At 68.9% G+C, this 16,074-nt stretch carries 14 protein-coding genes; 5 read left to right on the plus strand and 9 right to left on the minus strand.

All coding sequences use genetic code 11. From position 1 onward, the window contains the following. Positions 1–83: 83 nt before the first annotated feature. The 5 genes from ACTIEF_RS11135 to ACTIEF_RS11155 form a co-directional block, all read right to left on the minus strand. Positions 84–929: an SDR family NAD(P)-dependent oxidoreductase gene (locus tag ACTIEF_RS11135; protein ID WP_439472212.1), complete on the minus strand. Its 846-nt coding sequence runs from the start codon at positions 927–929 to the stop codon at positions 84–86. Between the two features lie 120 nt (positions 930–1,049). Then, complete coding sequence (locus tag ACTIEF_RS11140) at positions 1,050–1,934, minus strand: NAD(P)-dependent oxidoreductase (protein WP_439472213.1); 885 nt, start codon at positions 1,932–1,934, stop codon at positions 1,050–1,052. Between the two features lie 25 nt (positions 1,935–1,959). Then, positions 1,960–3,261 carry an MFS transporter gene (locus ACTIEF_RS11145; protein ID WP_439472214.1) on the minus strand — a complete coding sequence of 434 codons (1,302 nt, stop codon included), beginning with the start codon at positions 3,259–3,261 and terminating at the stop codon, positions 1,960–1,962. A 54-nt stretch (positions 3,262–3,315) separates the two neighbouring features. Further along, positions 3,316–4,308 carry a transketolase family protein gene (locus tag ACTIEF_RS11150; RefSeq protein ID WP_439472215.1) on the minus strand — a complete coding sequence of 331 codons (993 nt, stop codon included), beginning with the start codon at positions 4,306–4,308 and terminating at the stop codon, positions 3,316–3,318. 26 nt (positions 4,309–4,334) lie between these two features. Further along, positions 4,335–5,213, minus strand: coding sequence for a transketolase (locus tag ACTIEF_RS11155; protein WP_439472216.1), 879 nt, complete (start codon positions 5,211–5,213; stop codon positions 4,335–4,337). Between the two features lie 177 nt (positions 5,214–5,390). Here ACTIEF_RS11155 and ACTIEF_RS11160 point away from each other — a divergent pair, with 177 nt between their 5' ends. From ACTIEF_RS11160 to ACTIEF_RS11175, 4 genes are all read left to right on the plus strand, one after another. After that, complete coding sequence (locus ACTIEF_RS11160) at positions 5,391–6,326, plus strand: LysR substrate-binding domain-containing protein (RefSeq protein ID WP_439472217.1); 936 nt, start codon at positions 5,391–5,393, stop codon at positions 6,324–6,326. A 74-nt stretch (positions 6,327–6,400) separates the two neighbouring features. After that, positions 6,401–7,717, plus strand: coding sequence for a carbohydrate porin (locus ACTIEF_RS11165; protein WP_439472218.1), 1,317 nt, complete (start codon positions 6,401–6,403; stop codon positions 7,715–7,717). A 169-nt stretch (positions 7,718–7,886) separates the two neighbouring features. Further along, positions 7,887–8,261, plus strand: coding sequence for a BlaI/MecI/CopY family transcriptional regulator (locus ACTIEF_RS11170; RefSeq protein ID WP_439472219.1), 375 nt, complete (start codon positions 7,887–7,889; stop codon positions 8,259–8,261). Continuing rightward, positions 8,258–10,060, plus strand: coding sequence for a M56 family metallopeptidase (locus ACTIEF_RS11175; protein ID WP_439472220.1), 1,803 nt, complete (start codon positions 8,258–8,260; stop codon positions 10,058–10,060). Before ACTIEF_RS11170 ends, ACTIEF_RS11175 begins: the two co-directional genes overlap by 4 nt. A 57-nt stretch (positions 10,061–10,117) precedes the next feature. Here the strand turns inward: ACTIEF_RS11175 and ileS are convergent, their stop codons facing one another. Next, positions 10,118–13,039, minus strand: coding sequence for an isoleucine--tRNA ligase (gene ileS, locus ACTIEF_RS11180; protein ID WP_439472221.1), 2,922 nt, complete (start codon positions 13,037–13,039; stop codon positions 10,118–10,120). 283 nt (positions 13,040–13,322) lie between these two features. Here ileS and ACTIEF_RS11185 point away from each other — a divergent pair, with 283 nt between their 5' ends. Then, positions 13,323–13,466 carry a hypothetical protein gene (locus ACTIEF_RS11185; RefSeq protein ID WP_439472222.1) on the plus strand — a complete coding sequence of 48 codons (144 nt, stop codon included), beginning with the start codon at positions 13,323–13,325 and terminating at the stop codon, positions 13,464–13,466. Here ACTIEF_RS11185 and ACTIEF_RS11190 read toward each other — a convergent pair. Genes ACTIEF_RS11190 through ACTIEF_RS11200 form a run of 3 tightly spaced genes read right to left on the minus strand, consistent with a single transcriptional unit; the run spans position 13,463 to position 15,762 of the window. Further along, a complete protein-coding gene (locus ACTIEF_RS11190; RefSeq protein WP_439472421.1) occupies positions 13,463–14,392 on the minus strand; it encodes a bifunctional riboflavin kinase/FAD synthetase in 930 nt (309 codons plus the stop codon). The two genes, ACTIEF_RS11185 and ACTIEF_RS11190, sit on opposite strands and share 4 nt — an antisense overlap. Next, positions 14,392–14,853, minus strand: a complete 462-nt coding sequence (locus tag ACTIEF_RS11195) for a MaoC family dehydratase (protein WP_439472223.1) — start codon at positions 14,851–14,853, stop codon at positions 14,392–14,394. The genes ACTIEF_RS11190 and ACTIEF_RS11195 overlap by 1 nt, the downstream gene beginning before the upstream one ends. Positions 14,854–14,892: 39 nt before the next feature. Then, complete coding sequence (locus tag ACTIEF_RS11200) at positions 14,893–15,762, minus strand: TIGR01459 family HAD-type hydrolase (RefSeq protein WP_439472224.1); 870 nt, start codon at positions 15,760–15,762, stop codon at positions 14,893–14,895. Between the last annotated feature and the right edge of the window lie 312 nt (positions 15,763–16,074).

Here is a 16,074-nt window from a genome sequence, read left to right on the forward strand (position 1 = left end):
CCCCAGGCCTCAGGCCCGGGGGTTTTTGCTGTCTGGTCTCCAACGGAGGGCCTGCAGGAGCGGCCGGCCGGCGAGCGGCGGGCTCATCCTCGCAAAAACGCCTCGAAACGCGCCGTCCAGTCCGGATGCCAGCGCGACAGCGGCGGGCGGTTCTCGATCACATCGCCGATCGCCCAGGCCATCCGCTTCTCGTCCGTGGCCCGGTCCACGTCATTGTCCGGGCACAGGATGTAGAAGTCCCCGGCCTCCAGTCGCTCCAGCATGAAGTCGGCGGTCTCGGTCGCCGTCCAGGCCCCGGCGGGCTTGTCGGCGCGATCGCCGGCGGCCAGGGGCGTCCAGACGAAGCCGGGGATCAGCAGATGGGCGCTGATCCTCGCACCGGGCGTGTTGCGAAGCTGGTGCTGCAGCGCCTCGGTATACGTCTTCACACCTGACTTGGAGACATTGTAGGCCGGGTTGCCCGGCGGGGTGGTGATGCCCTGTTTGGAGCCGGTGTTGATGATCAGGCCCGGGCGGCCGCGCTCGACCATGCGTGGCGCGAAGACCTGGCTGCCGTCGATCACGCCCCACAGGTTCACCCCGATCAGGCGGCGCCAGTCGGCGTCCGGCCCGAAGGCGTCATTGGGGATCTGGATGGCGGCGTTGTTCATCAGCACGTCCGTCCCGCCGAAGCGATCCGCCACCGCCGCCTCCAGCGCCTCCAGGGCGGCGCGGTCGGAGACGTCGACCTCGAACCCGGCGATCTCGGCGCTGTCCACGGCTAGGGCGCTCAACTCGGCCACGGCGGCCTTCAGCCGCTCGGCGCCCAGATCGACGATACAGACATGCAGGCCCAGGGCGGCGAACCGGCGGGCGGAGGCCAGGCCGATGCCGGACGCCCCTCCGGTGACCACGGCGACGGCGCCGGCTGTGAGGGCGGGGTGGGGCATGGCGGCCTCCGGCTGGGTGAGGATATGCCGCAGGTTGTACGCCCGTCCCGGACGACGGCTCAAACAAAAACGGCCCGCCGCGGGTGCGACGGGCCGTTCCGGGATCGTTGCAGGAGGGGCTCAGCGCCCGGCGGCGAGCCCGTTGAGCAGGGCATAGCTGCGGATCACCTGGCTGTCGTCGGCCCGGCCATCTCCCCGCCCGGAGGTCGCGACGAACAGCTGATGCGCGGCGGCGGCCAGCGGCAGGGCGGCCTGGCTGTCGCGGCCGGCCGCCAGGACGATGCCCAGATCCTTGACGAAGATGTCGATGGCGCTGGTCACTTCCGGGTCCGCCTCGAGCATGCGCGGCCCCCGGTCGTTCAGCATCCAGCTGGCCGCCGCCGAGCCGCCGGTGATCTCCAGCGCGACCTTCGGATCGACGCCCATCTTCTCGGCCAGCGACAGGGCCTCGGCGGCCACGGCGATGTGGGCGCCGCAGAGGAGCTGGTTGACGGTCTTGACCATCTGGCCCTGACCGGCGGCCTCGCCGACGTGGAACAGCTTGCCGCCGAAGCCTTCGAACAGGGGCTTCAGCTCATCGAACAGCACGGTCGGGCAACCGGCCATGATGGACAGACTGCCCGCCTTCGCGCCCGCCGTGCCCCCGGAGACCGGGGCGTCGACGAATCGACGCCCCGCGGCCGTGACCTTGTCGGCCATGGCCTCGGCCTCCTTGGGCAGGCAGGTCGCGGTGAGAACCACGGTCCCGCCTTCAGGGAGAGCCTGTAGCGCCCCGGCTTCGAACAGCACCTGTTCGGCCTGGGCGGCGTTGACCACCATCAGCATCAGGACGTCGGCGCCGGCGGCGGCCTCGGTGGCCGAGGCGACCGCCGTGCCGCCCGCCGCGGCCAGGGCCTGGCCCGGCTCGGGACGCAGGTCGAAGCCCTGGACGGCGTGGCCGTTGGCGATGAGGTTCTGGGCCATTGGCAGACCCATGGCGCCGAGGCCGACGAAACCGACGATCATGATGCTACTCCGGTACTAAGAGGGCTCAGCGATTGACGCTCTTGGGCACGCGGAAGACGAGCAGCATGCCGAGGAGGACGATCGCGGTGATGGTGTAGAGGCCCCAGCTCAGCTGGCCGGTGGCGTTGACCACGGCGCCGATGACATAGGGCGAGGCGAAGCCGGCGACGTTGCCGATGGCGTTGATCGCCCCGATGCCCGCGGCGGCCCAGACGCCGCCCAGGAAGGCAGGCGGCAGGCTCCAGAACATCGGCGTCGACGACAGCAGGCCGGCGGCGGCGAAGGCCAGGCAGATCACCGACAGGAACAGGTTGTTCGAGAACGACGGGGCCAGGGCCAGGGCGATGGCGCCCATCGACATCGGGATGATCAGGTGGAAGCGACGCTCGCGACGCTTGTCCGCGCTGATGCTGAACGAGATCATGGCGATGGCGGCGGCCAGGAAGGGAATGGCGCTGATCAGGCCATTGGCGAACGGGCTCTCGACCCCGGCGTTCTTGACGATGGTCGGCAGCCAGAACGAGATCGCATACTGGCCCATGACGATGCAGAAATAGATCGCGGTCAGCAGCCACAGGCGGCGGTCGGCGAGGAACTGCTTCAGCGACATATGGGCGGTGCGCACCGCGTCATCGGCGTCCAGGTCCGCCTTCACGGCGGTCTTCTCTTCATCGCTCAGCCATTTCACGTCCGACGGCTTGTTCGGCAGGAAGGTGAAGACCAGCAGGCCGGCGATGATGGCGGGGATGGCCTCGATCACGAACATCCAGCGCCAGCCTTCCCAGCCGGCGAACCCTGCCATGCTCTCCATGATGAAGCCGGACAGGGGTGCGCCGACGATGCCGGCGGTCGGGATGCCGAGCAGCAGCAGGGCGTTGGCGCGCGAGCGGCGGGCCGCCGGGAACCAGTAGGTCAGGAACAGCAGGGCTCCTGGAGCAAAACCGGCTTCGGCCACACCGAGCAGGAAGCGCAGGGCGTAGAACTGCCACTCCGTATGTACGAAGCCGAAGCCGCAGGAAATGATGCCCCAGGTGATCATGATCCGGGCGATCCATTTCTGGGCCCCGACCTTGTGCAGGATCATGTTCGAGGGGACCTCGAACACGGAGTAGCCGATGAAGAAGATCCCGGCGCCCAGTCCGTAGACCAGGTCCGAGAAGCCCAGGTCCGACTGCATCTGCAGCTTGGCGAACCCGATGTTGATCCGGTCGATGTAGGCGACCAGGAAGCACAGGAAGAGGAACGGCATCAGGCGCCAGAGGATCTTCTTGTAGGTGGCGTCCGACGCGATCGTCGGCGCCGCTTTCGGCACGGTGGTGTCAGTCACGGTTATCCTCCCCGTTTCATCCCGGTGTTCCGGGTCTGATGCGGCTGACGGTCCTTACTCGGACAGCCAGCCCTTGATGCTCGTGGTCATGGCCTTGGTCGAGATGCCGTAGCGATCGTGCAGCGTCGGCAGGGCGCCGGCGTCTAGGAAGGCGTCCGGCAGGGCGACCTGTTTGAAGGGGGCGTGAACCCCGGCCCGCATGAGGGCGGCGGCCACGCCTTCGCCCAGTCCGCCGATCACCGAATGGTTTTCGGCCACGACGACCAGACGGCCCGTCTTCGCCTTCACCGCCTCGATGATGCTGGCCTCGTCCAGCGGCTTGATGGTCGGGACGTGCAGGACGCCCGCCTCGATCCTGTCCGCCTTCAGCGCGTCGGCCGTCTCCAGCGCGCGCATGGTCATCAGGCCCGAGGAGATGATCAGCACATCCGCGCCGTCGCGGATGGTCTTCGCCTTGCCCGGCTCGAACTGGTAGCCGTACTCGTCCAGCACCGCCGGGACCTTGCCGCGCAGCAGGCGCATGTAGGCGGGGCCGCGATGGTCGGCGAGGGCGGCGGTCGCCTGCTCGATCTCGACCGCGTCGCACGGGTCGATGATGGTCAGGTTGGGCATGCCCCGGAAGATGGCCAGATCCTCGGTCGCCTGGTGGCTGGGACCGTAGCCCGTGGTCAGGCCGGGCAGGGCGCAGACCACCTTCACGTTCAGGTCTTCCTCGGCGATGGCCAGGCACAGGAAGTCATAGGCCCGGCGCGCGGCGAAGACGGCGTAGGTGGTCACGAAGGGGTGGAAGCCCTCGCGCGCCATGCCCGCAGCCGACATCATCAGCAACTGCTCGGCCATGCCCATCTGGTAGAACCGGTCGGGGTGGGCCTGCTGGAAGATGTGCAGGTCGGTGTATTTGCCCAGGTCGGCGGTCATGCCGACGATCTCGGGGCGGGTCTCGGCGGCCTTGGCCAGGGCATGGCCGAAGGGGGCGGAGATGGTGCGCTGACCTTCGGCGGCGATCGAGGCGATCATGGCCGAGGTCTTCAGGCGGGGTGCGGACACGGTGTTCAGATCCTGACTTGTCGGCTTCAGATGTCGGCGTTCACGACGCCGCCCTGGGCGGCCCAGCCGTCGTCGACGGCCTTGAGGGCGAGGTCCCATTCCTCCTCATCCACGCGGATGAAGTGGGTCTTCTCGCGCTGCTCGAGGAAGGGCACGCCCTTGCCCATCAGGGTGTCGAAGATGATGATCCGGGGCTTGGCGTCCTTCAGTTCGCGGGCGGCGTCGAAGGCCGCGATCACGGCTTCGATGTCATTGCCGTCCACGCGCTGGGCGAACCAGCCGAAGGCGTCGAACTTGGCCTGCAGGTCCGGGGCGCTGAGCACCTCCTGCGAGGGGCCGTCGGCCTGCTGGTTGTTGAAGTCGACGAGGGCGATCAGGTTGTCCAGCTTCCAGTGCGGCGCCGACAGGGCGGCTTCCCAGGTCGAACCCTCGCCCAGTTCGCCGTCCGACAGCAGGTTGTAGACGAACCGGTCCGAGCCCTTGCGTTTCAGACCCAGGGCCATGCCGACGGCGATGCCCAGGCCCTGGCCCAGCGAGCCGCCCGAGATCTCCATGCCCGGCGTGTAGGAGGCCATCCCCGACATCGGCAGGCGGCTGTCGTCCGAGCCGTAGGTGTCGCGTTCCTCGAAGGGGATGATCTCCGCCTCGATCAGGGCCGCGTACAGGGCGATGGCGTAGTGGCCGATCGACAGCAGGAAGCGGTCGCGACCTTCCCATTCCGGCTCGTTCGGGCGGTAGGTCAGGGCGCGGAAATAGGCCACGGCCAGAACGTCGGCGACGCCGAGCGCCTGGCCGACATAGCCCTGACCCTGAACGGCGCCCATGCGCAGGGCGTGCTTGCGGATGTGATAGGCGCGCTGGGCCAGTTCGACGGACGGCATATTGCCGGGAGTGGGATCGCTCACGCGGGTTCCTTCGATGCGCGCGGCGGGAAGGGGACGTGCGTGGAAGAACGGCCGCAAGGGCCGTGGATCGACGCCTGTTTCCTCCCCGGTTCGCGGGTGTCTTCGTTGGGCCGGATAAGGGGCGAAGGCGTCTTGGGTGACAAATGCTATGTTTACACGGACAGATGAATATTGTTCATGTCTGGCATGAACATCGCCTTCGGCTCTCTTCGCGCCTTCGACGCCGCCGCGCGGCACGGCTCCTTCCGTCTGGCGGCGGAGGAGCTGAACCTGTCGCCCAGCGCCGTCAGCCACGCCATCTCCAAGCTGGAGAAGTCGCTCGGCGCCCTGCTGTTCGACCGCAACGGCCGCTCGCTCAGCCTGACCCAGAACGGCCAGACCCTGCACAAGCATGTCGAGGAGGCCTTCGGGCATATCCGTGTCGGCGTAATGGCCGTCTCGGCGCGTCAGGCCCAGCTGCTGCGCCTGCATACGGCCCCCAGCTTCGCGGCCCAGTGGCTGACGCCCCGGCTGGCCGACTTCCTCGAGAAACACCCCGGCATGGAGGTCCGCATCGCCGCCAGCACCGACTACAGCCGCTTCGCCGCCGACGAGTTCGACGCCGACATCGTCTACGGCAAGCCGGACAATGACAGCCTGGTGGTCCACTCGCTGGGGCGCGAGGTGGTCAAGCCGATGTGCAGCCCCAAGATGGCCGAGAAGATCAAAACCCCTGAGGACCTCTACGGCCTCACCCTGATCCGCAGCTCGCTGAAGGCGGTGACCTGGGAGGACTGGTTCAAGGCCAATCGCCTGAAGGCGCCCGAGGCCGTCGGCATGCGCTTCGACCGCAGCTTCATGTCCGTGCAGGCGGCGGCGGACGGGCTGGGCGTCTGTCTGGACTCAACCCGTCTGGCCGAGCGGGAGCTGGCCAGCGGACGGCTGGTCGCGCCGCTGGACGGCCAGTGCGACAACCTCATCTACGCCCCGCACTATCTGGTCTATCCCAAGCGCAACGCCCAGCGGCCCATCGTGGCCGCCTTCGCCCGCTGGCTGATCGGCGAACTGGCCAAGGACCCCGCCGCCGATCTTGAACCGCTGGTGAGAGGTGAAGTGGATTCATCTGTCGGATAAATCTTCGCGTTTGTCATCTGACAGCGCTTTCCGAACCTTCCCGCCGATGACCCGAAGAGGTCCGGAGGGAACTTATGGCTTTCAATCACCCGGTCCGGCGCATCGCCGGCGTGGCCCTGTTCACGGTCATCGGCGCGGCGCCCGCGCTCGCCCAGACATCGGCCCAGACGCCCGCGCCCTCGGCTTTCGCCGGGACCCTGACCGGCGACTGGGGCGGCCTGCGGGACCGCCTGAAGGATCGCGGCGTCACCCTGACGGCCGGTGAGATCACCGAGACGGCGTGGAACGCCATCGGCGACACGCCCCAGTTCGTCCGCACCTCGGGCCAACTCAGCCTCGGCGCCACCATCGACGCGGATCGTATGTTCGGCATTGAGGGCGGCAAATTCCAGGTCACGATCAGCAACCGCCACGGCAAAGCCCTGACCAATGACTCGCCGCTGGGGATCATCCAGCAGGTGCAGCCCGTCTATGGCCGGGGCCAGGTCTGGCGCCTCAGCCAGTTCTGGTACGAGCAGAGCTTCCCGGGCGGCTCGATCAAGCTGGGCCGGATGAGTTCGGCCGAGGATTTCGCCGGCTCGGCCTGCGATTTCCAGAACCTGACCCTGTGCGGCTCGGCCCCCGGCCACATCGCCCACGACGTCCTCTACAACTTCCCGGTCAGCCAGTGGGGCGCGCGGGTGAAGCTGAACGTCGCGCCGCAGCACACGGTCTCGGTCGGCGTCTATGAATCCAACCCCGAGAACCTGCGTCCCAGCCAAGGCTTCAACTTCGGGTTTGACGTCGACGACGGCTTCCTGACCATGGTCGAGACCGCCTGGACGCCCAGTTTCGGGCAGGGGCTGGGCGGCAGCTACAAGGTCGGCGGCTGGTACGACACGGCGGATGTGCCGGACGTCGTCACCGACGTGAACGGCGACTGGCGGGCCCTGACCGGCCTGCCGGGGCAGGAGCGCAGCGGTCGCTACGGCTTTTACGCCAATGCGCTGCAGACCCTGCGCGCGCCCGAGTCGGACGGCAGCGGGGCGATCAAGGTCTATGCGAACGCCATCGTCACCGACCCGCGCACCAACACCCTGCAAGGCAAGGTGGCCGTCGGCGTCGCCCTGACCGGCCCGCTCGCGGCTCGCCCCAGGGACGAGATCGGCTTCGCCGTCGGCGCCAGCGGCTACAATCCGCGCGTCACCGACAGCCAGCAGGCCCAGATCGAGGCGGGGACCCGAACCCTCCCGGCGGCCAGCCGCGAATATGTGGCCGAGGTCTATTACGGCTATCGCGCCACGCCGTGGCTGACGCTGCGGCCGAACCTGCAATGGATCCACCACCCAGGCGGCCGGGAAGATCGCCCTGACATGTTCGTGGGTGGATTGAAGACCGTCTGGACGTTCTGAGCCGTCCGTACGCCGTGATCTCCGAGGCGTGGAAGCCCGTCCGAGCCCCCCGGACGGGGCTTTCTGCTGTCTGGAGTAGACCTGTCGCCGAGTTCATGAGCCTGCCCTGATCCTGCCGCAATTCGCTACAAATGTAGCGCCACATATGTAGCGATACAGGACGGTCGCCATGATTGAGAGTCTGCCCCGACGCGAACGCGAGGTCTTCGAGACCCTCTGCCGTCTGGAACAGGGCACGACCGGCGCCGTCCGGGCCGCCCTGACCGATCCGCTCAGCGATTCCGCCGTCCGCACCCTGCTGGCCCGACTGGAGGCCAAGGGGCTGGTCGAGCGTGAAGCCGGGGAGGGCGGGGTGGTCTATCGGCCCGCGCCCGAACCCGAGACCCTCGCGACCGGCGCCCTGCATCGCATGGTGGACACCTTCTTCGCTGGATCGGCTGCCAGCGCGGCCACGGCCCTGCTGGGCCTGACCCGCTCGCTCAAGCGCGAGGAAATCGAAGCCCTGCGCCGGGCGATCGACGACGCTGAGGAGCGCGACGCATGACCGTGGCCCTCTTTCTCGAACTCCTGATCAAGTCCGGCCTGGTCGCCGGAGGTGGATTGCTGCTCGCCGCCGCCCTGCGGGGCCTGTCCGCGACCGACGTCGTCGATGTGCTGCGCGTCACGGTCCTGCTGTTGTTGGCCCTGCCGGTGATGATGCTGCTGCTGCCGACCATGGCGCTACCGCTGCTGTCCGGCGCGCCGGTTGAGACCGCGCCCGCGGTGGTCCCGCTGTGGACCGCGGATGTCGCGTCCGTGGGGGATGTCTCGGTCTCGGCCTCGGTCACGGAGGCGTCGCCGGCTCTGCTGGCCGTCGCGATCTGGGTGATCGGCGTGGCTGTGGTCATGGGCCAGTTCGCCCTCGGCATGGCGACCCTGATCCGCTGGACCCGCAGTGGCCGCCCGGTCACCTCCACGCGCTGGACCGCGCCGCTGAACCTGCTGTCCAAGGGCCAGCGGCCCCGCCTGATCTCATCGGCCCAAGCGCCCGCGCCGCTCAGCTGGGGCCTGCCGCCCGGCGTCGTTCTGATCAGCGATGAGCTGGTCCGTCGGCCCGAATGCGCCACGGCGGTTCTGGCCCACGAACTGGCGCACATCCGTCGCCAGGACTGGCTGTTTCTGCTGCTCTCGCGCACGGCGCTGGCGCTGTTCTGGTTCAATCCGCTGGTCTGGGTGCTCCACGCCCAACTGTCCGCGCGGACCGAGGACGCCGCCGACGCCGCCGCCCTGCAGGAGCTCGATCCCCGCGCCTATGCCCACACCCTCGTCGGCCTCGCCGCCGACTTCGGTCAGCCCGCCGCCCTGGGCATGACCGGCCCCGCCCGCTCTCTTTCCAAAAGGATCGCTCGCATCATGAAGACCCGTCGTACTTTGCCTGCCCGTCCGCTGGTTCTGGCCATGACGGTCGGCGGCCTGATCGCCGTCGCCACGCCGCTGGCGGCTGTCGAGCTCACCACGGGGAGCGCCCCCGCTGCGGCGACCGCCCCTCAGGCGGTGGTGGTCTACCGGACGCCTATCGTACTGGCGGGCCAGCCCACGCCGCCCCCGCCGCCGCGTTCGCCCCGCAGGGCTCTGTCTGCTCCGCCCGCGCCCCCGGCGCCGCCGGCGCTGAGCCGCTCGGTTCTTCCGCCGCCCCCGCCGCCGGCGCCCGCATTCCCGGTCACTTCGGCTCCGACCGCCCCGCCTGCGCCGCCCGCCTTCAGGGCGCCGCCCGCACCGCCCCCAGCTCCGCCCGCGCCTCCCGTCCCGCCGCAAGGTTATGGCTATCAGAGCAGCTGGACCGAGAACGGCTCCCCCGCTGACCGCCGCGCCGCCGCCCGCGCTCGCACGGAGGCCGGTCAGCGCCGCGCCGAAGCCGAGCAGGCCCGGATCGAAGCCTCGCAAGCGCGGGCTGAAGCAGCCCAGGCGCGCGCCGAAGCCGCTCAGGCTGTGGCGGAAGCTCGTGTTCGTCCGCAGGCTGTCGCCCATGCCCGTGCCGATGCGGCGCGCGCCCAGGCCGCCGCCCGTGACGCCGGTGCTCGTGCGGCAGCCGCCCAGCGTGACGCGGCCCGCTCCGTCGCCCGCGCCCGGGCGGACATGGCCGTCGGCGCCGACAACATGGAGCGCGGCGCCCAGCAGATGCGTGAGGAATCGCGTCGCCTGCGGGACCCCGCCTACCGCGCCCAACAGATCGAGCGTCAGCGCCAGCAGGGCCATCCGGTGACCGACGCCGAGCTTCTGGCCCTGTCGCCCCGCCTTGCCCGTCAGGCGGAGGAGATGGAGGCCCAGGCGGTTCGCCTGCGCGCTCGCGCCAACCAGAGCTGATCAGGGACGCCTGAACAGAAAGACGGCCCCGTCCGGGATCGGGCGGGGCCGTTTTGCCTAGGCCTTGCGGGCGTCAAGCCAGCGGACCGCGTCCGCGTCCCGGGCGCTCAGGTCCGGATAGTCCGGGTCAGAGCCGACGTCCGGCACCCTCCGCCACGACCGGGCGCACTTCGGATAGTCCGCCAGCTTCACCTCGACGGTGACCGCGTCTCCGCCGTGCACCAGTTCGGCGCCTGAGGTGCGGAAGATCTCCGCCGCGTCCAGTTCGGCGAAGGCCGCGAAGGCGTTGGCCGGGCCGGTGACCACGGGCCAGGCGTCCAGCGCCCCGCCGATGATCTTCTCCCGACGCGCCGCTTCCAGCGCCTCGTTGACCACTTCCAGCACCGTCTGCACCCCGGCCCAGCGATCCGCCTCGGCCGGATTGCTCCACGCCTCCGGCGTCTCGGGGATCACCCGGGCGCAGTTCGAGCCGCCTTCAGGGAAGCGGGTGGTCCAGGCTTCTTCCGTCGTGAACGGCGTCAGCGGGGCCAGCCAGGCGGTCAGGCGGTTGAACACCTCGTCCATCACCGTGCGCGCGGCGCGGCGGCGGACGCTGTCGGGACGGTCGCAGTACAGGCTGTCCTTGCGGACGTCGAAATACAGGGCCGACAGGTCGTTGGAGCAGAACTCCAGCACCGGTCGCACCACGTCCTGGAAGCGGTAGTCGGCGTAGGCGGCGCGGACCTGACCATCCAGTTCATGCAGCCGGTGCAGGATGAATTTCTCCAGCGGCGGCATCTGGTCATAGGGCAGGCGCTCGGCCCCGTCGAAGTCGGCTAGCGCGCCCAACAGGTAGCGCAGGGTGTTGCGCAGCTTGCGATAGGCCTCGACGGTGGTCTGCAGGATCTGCTTCCCAATCCGCTGGTCCTCCGCATAGTCCACCAGCGCGACCCACAGGCGCAGGATGTCGGCGCCCGACTCCTTGATCACGACGGCCGGGTCGGTGGTGTTGCCCAGCGACTTCGACATCTTCTTGCCCTGCTCGTCCTGGGTGAAGCCGTGCGTCAGCACAGCTTCATAGGGGGCGCGGCCGCGGGTGCCGGAGCCTTCGAGCAGGTTGGACTGGAACCAGCCGCGGTGCTGGTCCGAGCCTTCCAGGTACAGGTCGGCGGGCCAGTGCGACGGGCGGTCGCCGGTGTAGCCATGGGCCGGATCGCGGGCCTCCAGCGTGAAGGCGTGGGTGCAGCCGCTGTCGAACCAGACGTCAAGGATGTCCTCGATCTTCTCGAAGCGCGAGACGTCGTGCTGGCCCAGGAACTCGGCGTCCGGGGTCTCGAACCAGGCGTCCGCGCCGCCCTTGCTGACCGCGGCCAGGATTCGGGCGTCGACCTCGGCGTCGACCAGCGGCTGGCCGGTCTGCTTGTCGACGAACATGGCCAGGGGCGTGCCCCAGGCGCGCTGGCGGCTGATCAGCCAGTCCGGGCGGCTCTCGACCATCGAACGGATGCGGTTCTTGCCCGCCGCCGGGTGGAAGGCGGTGGCGTCGATGGCCGACAGCGCCCGCTCACGCAGGGTGCTGTCGTCGTCCAGCGGCTGGTCCATGCGGATGAACCACTGCGGGGTGTTGCGGAAGATGACCGGCGCCTTGGAGCGCCAGCTGTGCGGATAGGAATGCTCCATCCGGCCGCGCGCCAGAAGGTTGCCCGCCTCGATCAGCTTCTCGGTCACGACCTTGTTGGCCGGGCCGAACTTGCCGATCTTGTCCTTCTTGCCCTCGGTCTCGATGACCTTCAGCCCCGCGAACAGCGGCACGTGGTCGTAATAGGCGCCGTCCGGATCGACGGTGTCGGGCACTTCGTGATGGCCGTGGGCCTTCCAGACGTCGAAGTCGTCGGCGCCGTGGCCCGGCGCCGTGTGCACGAAGCCCGTGCCGGCGTCGTCGGTCACGTGGTCCCCGGCCAGCAGCGGCACCGAGAAGCCATAGCCCGGCGACAGGGCGGCGAGCGGGTGGGCGCACTCCAGGCCCGACGGGTTCAGGTCATCGACGCGGGTCCAGGCGGCGATCTTGGCGGCCTTGAACACGTCCTCGGCCAGCTTGTCGGCGACAATCAGGCGGTCGCCCGGCTTGGCCCAGGGCTCGAACTCCAGCCCTTCCTCCATCGCCGTGACCTCATACAGGCCATAGGCGATCTCGGGGCCGTAGCTGATGGCGCGGTTGGCCGGGATGGTCCACGGCGTGGTGGTCCAGATCACGATGGACGGCGTCGCGTCACGGAACGACAGCAGATCGTCCGGATGATCGTCGGTGGCGCCGATGACCGGGAATTTCACCCAGACGGTCGGGCTGATGTGGTCATGGTACTCGATCTCGGCGTCGGCCAGCGCCGTGCGCTCGACCGGCGACCACATCACCGGCTTGGAGCCGCGATACAGCTGGCCCGAATTCTTGAACTTGTGGAACTCCGCGACGATGGCCGCCTCGGTGGTGAAGTCCATCGTGGCGTAGCGGTTGTCCCAGTCGCCGACGACGCCCAGCCGCTTGAACTGCTCTCGCTGCACGTCGATCCAGCCGGTGGCGTATTCGCGGCAGGCCTGACGGAACTCGGCCTTGGAGACCTCGTCCTTGCGGCGGCCCTTGGCGCGGAACTGTTCCTCGATCTTCCACTCGATGGGCAGGCCGTGGCAGTCCCAGCCCGGCACGTAGTCGACGTCGTAGCCCAGCAGGAAGCGGCTGCGGACCACGAAGTCCTTCAGCGTCTTGTTCAGCGCGTGGCCGATGTGGATGTCGCCGTTGGCGTAGGGCGGGCCGTCATGCAGCACATACAGCGGCGCGCCCTCGGCCTGACGCCGTTGGCGCAGCGCGCCGTACAGATCGCCCCACTGGGCGATGATCTGCGGCTCCTTCTGCGGCAGGCCGCCACGCATGGGGAAGGGAGTCTCCGGCAGGAAGACGGTATCGCGATAGTCGCGGCCGGTAGGGGTATTGTCGGCGTCAGCCATGAAGTCGGTCTCGTGGTGTCGATCGTTCGCGTGGTTTCGATGGAATATCCCGACGTGCGCGGGGCCGACGGCCCTGCAGCGCTACGCCGGGCGGCTAATCGAAATCGGGAGACGGACGCGGACGGTCATGGTGTCAGCGGTCTAGCAGAGCCGGGGCGGCCCGCGCCACCCGCAAACGTCAGGAATGGCGGCTGGCGAGGCCCTCGGACTGGGCGCGGCCTGATCGGGTTCAGGAGGCGAGCATGATGATGCTGGCGGCGGCGGAGGACAGGAGACCACGACCGTGCTGCGTCTGGCGGGCAATCCGGTCCGGGGCTGGAAGGTCGACGACGTCCTGGGCACCGGCGGCTGGCCCTCGCTGGCCGAGGCCCTGAGCGAGTCGAACCGGCGCATCGCCGCCGGTGGTCGGGCGCTGGGCCGGGACTAGCGGGCCAGCACGGCCCGGGCGTCGGCGGCGTCCTGATCGATCTGGACCTTCAGCGCCTCCAGCCCGTCGAACTTCATCTCGCCGCGCAAGAAGGCGACCAGTTCGGTCTCGACCGTCTGGCCGTACAGATCCTCATTGAAGTCGAACAGCCAGACTTCCAGCAGCGGATCCTCGGTCGGATACATGGGGCGGACGCCGAGATTGGCGACGCCGTCGATCACCCGTCCGTCCGGCAGGCGGGTGCGCGTCGCATAGACCCCGTAGGCCGGACGCATATAGCCGCCCAGGCTGACATTGGCGGTCGGCACGCCGATGGTGCGGCCCCGCTTGTCGCCGTGGATCACCTCGCCCTGAACCGCGAACGGACGGCCCAGAATGGCGGCGGCGCGGGTCATGTCCCCGGCCTTCAGCGCCTCGCGCACCGCCGAGGACGACAGCTTCAGCCCATCGGCGTCGTCCAGCCGCTCGGCGACCGAGACGGTGAAGCCTGCGGTCTCGCCATAGCGACGCAGGGCCTCGGGCGACCCGGTGCGGCCCTTGCCGAAGGTGAAGTCAAAGCCGACGGCGGCGTGCCGGATGCCCAGGCCTTCGCCCAGCACCTCGCGCGCGAACTGCCCGTCCGACATGGCCGCCATCTCGCCGTCGAAGGGCAGCAGATACAGGCGCTCGACGCCCAGCGGCTCCAGCGCGCGGGCCATCTGGTCCGGCGTCATCAGGCGGAAGGGGGCGGCGTCCGGCTGGAACCAGCGGCGTGGATGCGGATCGAAGCTGACCACGGCCAGCGGCGCGCCCACTCGGGCGGCGGCGTCACGGGCTCCGGCGATGACGGCCTGATGCCCCCGGTGAACGCCGTCGAAGGCGCCGATGGCGACCGCCGCGCCCCGGTGCGCCGGGGGCAGGTCGCGCCAGCCGCAAACGATCTCGATCAACGCGCTGACGGCTTGCGGCGGCGGGGCACGCGGACCACGGCGATGCCGTCCATGATCAGCTTGCCGTCGACGAAGCCTTCGCAGTTCAGCTCGACCCGGGCGCCTTCCTGATCGATCGAGATGACCGAGATGCGGATGGTCACGGTGTCGTCGATCCGCACCGGCAGATGGAAGGACAGGGTCTGCGAAATATAGATCGACCCGGCGCCCGGCAGGATGGTGCCGACCACAGCCGAGCCGAACGACGCCGACAGCAGGCCGTGGGCGATCCGTCCGCGATAGGCGGTCTTGGCTGCGAAGGCCTCATCAAGGTGGACCGGATTGAAGTCGTCCGACGCCTCGGCGAAGAGGCGAATGCGCTCCTCGGTGACGTGGATCACCTTCTCCGCGGCCATGCCGACGTGGAGCTCCTCGAGGATATAACCGCCCGAGGGATGTTTCTGAACGAGATCAACCATGAGGGGGGTGTTAGCGCCCGTGCGTCAGAATGACCATCCTCACCAGGTCAGATCGAGCATGGCGTAGCGCGCATATGTGGTTTCAGCCTTCAGAAGCTCGCCCGCGCGGTCGGGATCGAGCGTTCCGTCGGCGCCGCGAGCCTTGTCGCCATGGATGCCCTGGGCGATGAACAGGCAGTCCAGCGCCTGCTTGTCGGCCCCGAGAACGTCGGTGATCACGCCGTCGCCGATGCACAGGACCCGCGAACGGTTCACCGGCCCGCCCAGCAGGTCCGCGGCTTCCTTCAGCGCCAGATCATAGATCGGGCCGAACGGCTTGCCCGCCATGGTCACGCGGCCGCCCAGGCTTTCGTACAGGTCGGCCAGCGATCCGGCGCAATAGATCAGCCGGTCGCCGCGCTGCACCACCCGGTCCGGGTTGGCGCAGATCACCTCCAGACCCCGCGCGGCGGCGCCCGTCAGGCGGTCACGGTAGTCCTCCGGCGTCTCGACCTCGTCGTCATGGAAGCCGGTCACCGAGATGAAGGCGGCGTCATCGGCGGTCGCCACGGTGGTCAGGCCGAGGCCCTCATACAGGGGGGCATCGCGGTCTGGACCGATCAGCCAGGCCGGGCCGGGCGCGCGCTTGGCCAGTTCGGCGCGGGTCGCGTCGCCCGAGGTCACCACGGCCTTCCAGCTTTCGCGCGGCACGCCCAGTTCATCCATCTGGGTGATGACGCCGGGGCCGGGGCGGGGCGAGTTGGAGATCAGGATGACGTGGCCGCCCTCGCGGTTGAACCGCGCCAGCGCCTCGCAGGCCTCGGGCCAGCTTTCGCGTCCGTTGTGGATCACGCCCCAGACGTCGCAGAGCAGAATGTCATAGTCCCCGGCGATGGCGCCGAGGCCGGAAAGGGCGTGGGGAAGGGTCATGCCTCCGAGATAGCGGCTCAGGTCCGCCGCGAGAAGGGTGGGAGCGGCCAGGGGGCGATTCCGCCGTCGGGTTCCCTCCGATCACGAGAGTTTTATCGCGCCGCACAAATCCTGTGGATCGATGGGCCAGAAGTCGCCCCAGTCGGACGAACCCGGTTCTCCTTCGGCGCGAAACGAACGTGGTCGTGGGGATTTGAGCGGCGACGCTTGCGGCCACACATGGGGCGATAACGGCCCAAATCCGCGTGATCGACTTCACAAAACCCGTACCCGGCGCAGGGATATCCACGCTGGGTCCCGGTCTTCGACCAA

It is taken from the genome of Brevundimonas sp. (assembly GCF_051858995.1).
In the GTDB taxonomy this organism is placed as follows: Bacteria; Pseudomonadota; Alphaproteobacteria; order Caulobacterales; family Caulobacteraceae; genus Brevundimonas.

Coding starts and splice junctions, on each gene's coding strand:
- ACTIEF_RS11195 (WP_439472223.1), bottom strand. CDS start 14,853: ATGGTTGATCTCGTTCAGAAACATCCCTCGGGCGGTTATATCCTCGAG.
- ACTIEF_RS11200 (WP_439472224.1), bottom strand. CDS start 15,762: ATGACCCTTCCCCACGCCCTTTCCGGCCTCGGCGCCATCGCCGGGGAC.
- ileS (WP_439472221.1), bottom strand. CDS start 13,039: ATGGCTGACGCCGACAATACCCCTACCGGCCGCGACTATCGCGATACC.
- ACTIEF_RS11160 (WP_439472217.1), top strand. CDS start 5,391: ATGTCTGGCATGAACATCGCCTTCGGCTCTCTTCGCGCCTTCGACGCC.
- ACTIEF_RS11175 (WP_439472220.1), top strand. CDS start 8,258: ATGACCGTGGCCCTCTTTCTCGAACTCCTGATCAAGTCCGGCCTGGTC.
- ACTIEF_RS11140 (WP_439472213.1), bottom strand. CDS start 1,934: ATGATCGTCGGTTTCGTCGGCCTCGGCGCCATGGGTCTGCCAATGGCC.
- ACTIEF_RS11170 (WP_439472219.1), top strand. CDS start 7,887: ATGATTGAGAGTCTGCCCCGACGCGAACGCGAGGTCTTCGAGACCCTC.
- ACTIEF_RS11135 (WP_439472212.1), bottom strand. CDS start 929: ATGCCCCACCCCGCCCTCACAGCCGGCGCCGTCGCCGTGGTCACCGGA.
- ACTIEF_RS11165 (WP_439472218.1), top strand. CDS start 6,401: ATGGCTTTCAATCACCCGGTCCGGCGCATCGCCGGCGTGGCCCTGTTC.